This window comes from Aquabacterium sp. NJ1, assembly GCF_000768065.1.
Classification (GTDB): domain Bacteria; phylum Pseudomonadota; class Gammaproteobacteria; order Burkholderiales; family Burkholderiaceae_C; genus Aquabacterium.
The window spans coordinates 1-2,713 of record NZ_JRKM01000010.1 but is presented as its reverse complement, the minus strand read 5'-3'; the positions used below and the strand labels follow the sequence as shown (position 1 = coordinate 2,713).

The window sequence follows — 2,713 nt, the reverse complement described above, 5'->3', positions numbered from 1 at the left end:
GGCCCAGATTCAACCAGCAAGTGCAACGCTAGTACGTCCGAAGAAGACTTCGGAAGGCGTCAGGAAATTGTGGCGTTTGCGTGGCCTGTTATTGAGTTCGCTGGCGAAGTGATCGCACTGCTTTTGAGTGAGATGTTGCATGCAGACTCCCTTTGGTACGTATTGACGTAGCAGGCCGTTGAAGTTCTCGTTGGTGCCACGCTCCCAGGAATGATAAGGGGTGGCGAAGTAGCACTTGAGATTGAAGTGTTCCTCTAGCTTTGCGTAGTCGTGGAACTCCGTTCCGTTGTCCAGGCTGAGCGTTTTGAATTGACGCTCGTACTTGGCGATGGCGACCTTGGCAGCGCAGATGACTTCTTCTTTGGTGCGAGCCTTGAGCTTCATGACGATGGCAAAGCCACTGACGCGCTCGACCAGAGTAAGCAGGCAGTGGCGCAGGTCTTTGCCGATGACGGTATCGCCTTCCCAGTGACCGATCGCGATGCGCAAGTTGGCCTCCTGTGGTCGCTCGCTGATATGGCGCTTGCCGGCCAGAACACCCCTTGAATCCTTGGATCGGTAGCGTTTGCGACCGTTCTTGGACATGATGCGTGTGTGCGATACCAACTCACCGCCGCTGGCCTTGTCGCGACGCAGCCAGCGGTAGATGGTCTCGGTGCTGATTTCAAGGAGCTTGAAGCGTTTGAGGATGCCGCTGATTTGCTCAGCGCTGAACTTCCTGCGGATGAGGCTAAAGACCTGAGCGCGCTGAGCGTCGGAGTAGTGAGAGCCGCGACGGCAGCGCCGACGTCGAGCCACGGCGTAACTGTGAGCCTTCTCTGGCCGGTACTGCGCTCGGTGAGTAGTCAGGTTCCGGCGAAGCTCACGACTGACGGTGCTTGGGTGTTTGCCAATTTGGCGAGCGATCTCGGCTTGAGAGTATTTGGCTACTCTCAAGGCGTTGATGGTGTATCGTTCCTCTTGGGTGAGTTGGTGATACGTCATAGGTGCAACCTCGTTCTTGGTCGGATAAGGTGCAGCTAGTTTCGCCGCTCCCCACCCATTTCAATGAACGTTGCACTTACTAGTTGAATCCGCGGGGCCTAACGCCCAAGGTAAGCGGCGCCGCAAGGAGCGCAGCGACTGAAGGGTACCAACAAGGGCCAGGACAATGGCGAAGCCATGGCCCTTGTTGGCGTCCGCTTGACCGCCCAGTTAGGCGATGGATTTTGGGCTTTGACCAAGCTCCTCGCTGTTGAATACGCGGCGTTGGTGAACTGGCCAAAGTTCATACAGGCGCTCGCTGAAGTTGCTTGCGGATAAACATCGCTGGTGCCGCTATGACCCAACACAGCCAAGCGAATGGAACAAGCCAGAAAGCCTGTCGGGCGAACCACTCCGGCAGGCACAAAAGCAGCAGTAAAGCAGTTCGCCATGTAGGGTAGGCGTCAAGTAGGGCTGGGGCCAGAAAGATAGAGAAGACTGATGCCGGCAGCACCAACAGAACTGCAAGCATGGCTGGGTAGCCAAATGTGCATGCGGCCGTGAGGCGAAGAACTGGCCATGCACGTGGAACCTGATTGCGGTAGCGAAGCGTCCATAGGGCGCAGGCTGCAATGGGCAGCATTCCGAAGAAGAGCCAAAACCCAATGGCTTCAGGATAGCGCTCCACAAAGGCATGCAATGTATCGCTGGCTACAGTCATGATGGCAAGTGATTGGCTAGTGCGTTCATATGGCAAGGCCTAACGCCCAAGGTAAGCGGCGCCGTAAGGAGCGCAGCGACTGAAGGGCACCAACAAGGGCCAGGACAATGGCGAAGCCATGGCCCTTGTTGGCGTCCGCTTGACCGCCCAGTTAGGCTGCGTGGATTCAAATAGTAAGTGCAACACCACAAGAAAAAGGTAGGCGAGTTGAAGGCAAAGTGATGGAGCCCCGTATTCCGGCAAGAAGGGGGGCGACACCATGACGCATTACAGACAACTCGCCCGAGAAGAAAGATACCTGATTTCCGCGTACTTGAAAGCGAACTGGAGTCTGCGCGCCATCGCGCAGGAGTTGGGGCGCTCAGCGAGCACGATATCGCGGGAGGTCAGCAGGAACGCCACGACGCATGATGGCGCGTACCGACCATGCAAGGCGGATCGGTATGCGCGAGCGCGGCGACGAAGAAGCAGGCGAGGGCCCAAGTTCAAGCCCGAACAGTACGCGCTGGTCAGGCGCTATCTGCGCAAGAAGTGGAGCCCCAAGCAGATCGTGGGCACGCTCAGGCCACAAGGCTTGCTGGACATGAGCCACGAAAGCATTTACCGCTACCTTTTGCGAGACAAGCAAGCCGGCGGTGGGTTGTGGAAGCACCTGAGGCTAAAGATGAAGCTCAGGCGCAAACGCTACGGAAAGCACGACTGGCGCGGGATCCTGAGGGGCAAGAAGCACATCACGGTGCGACCACCGGAAGTGGAGCTTCGCCAGGAAGTGGGGCACTGGGAGGGCGACACGGTTGTGGGCAAAGACCTGCGACACAGCATCTTGACTTTGGTGGAGCGCGCGACAGGGCTGACGGTGATCAGGAAGCTCGAAGCGCGCAACACGAAAGAGACCAACAAAGCCTTGAGGGCGGTGCTCAAGAAGTACGGAGCCAGGATGAAAACGATCACCTTTGACAACGGAACGGAGTTCCATGACTACGAAGAGATCGAGAAGGAGTTTGGCGTGGCCTGCTACTTCGCCACGCC

General features: G+C 57.4%; 3 protein-coding genes. 1 reads left to right on the top strand and 2 read right to left on the bottom strand.

Annotated elements, in window-relative coordinates; translation table 11 throughout:
• Window positions 1-9 precede the first annotated feature (9 nt).
• Both JY96_RS21680 and JY96_RS23460 read right to left on the bottom strand, forming a co-directional pair.
• Window positions 10-984: an IS30 family transposase gene (locus JY96_RS21680; RefSeq protein ID WP_035040509.1), complete on the bottom strand. Its 975-nt coding sequence runs from the start codon at window positions 982-984 to the stop codon at window positions 10-12.
• Between the two features lie 283 nt (window positions 985-1,267).
• The gene (locus JY96_RS23460) at window positions 1,268-1,684 is read right to left on the bottom strand and encodes a hypothetical protein (protein ID WP_152606704.1); all 417 of its coding nucleotides are present in this window, start codon (window positions 1,682-1,684) and stop codon (window positions 1,268-1,270) included.
• 259 nt (window positions 1,685-1,943) lie between these two features.
• Between JY96_RS23460 and JY96_RS21675 the strand changes: the two genes are divergently transcribed.
• A partial coding sequence (locus tag JY96_RS21675) for an IS30 family transposase (RefSeq protein ID WP_035044331.1) occupies window positions 1,944-2,713 on the top strand: 770 nt, incomplete at its 3' end.

Bases quoted from the DNA above. Each gene is read 5' to 3' on its own strand.
- JY96_RS21680 (WP_035040509.1), bottom strand. From the start codon at position 984: ATGACGTATCACCAACTCACCCAAGAGGAACGATACACCATCAACGCC.
- JY96_RS23460 (WP_152606704.1), bottom strand. From the start codon at position 1,684: ATGACTGTAGCCAGCGATACATTGCATGCCTTTGTGGAGCGCTATCCT.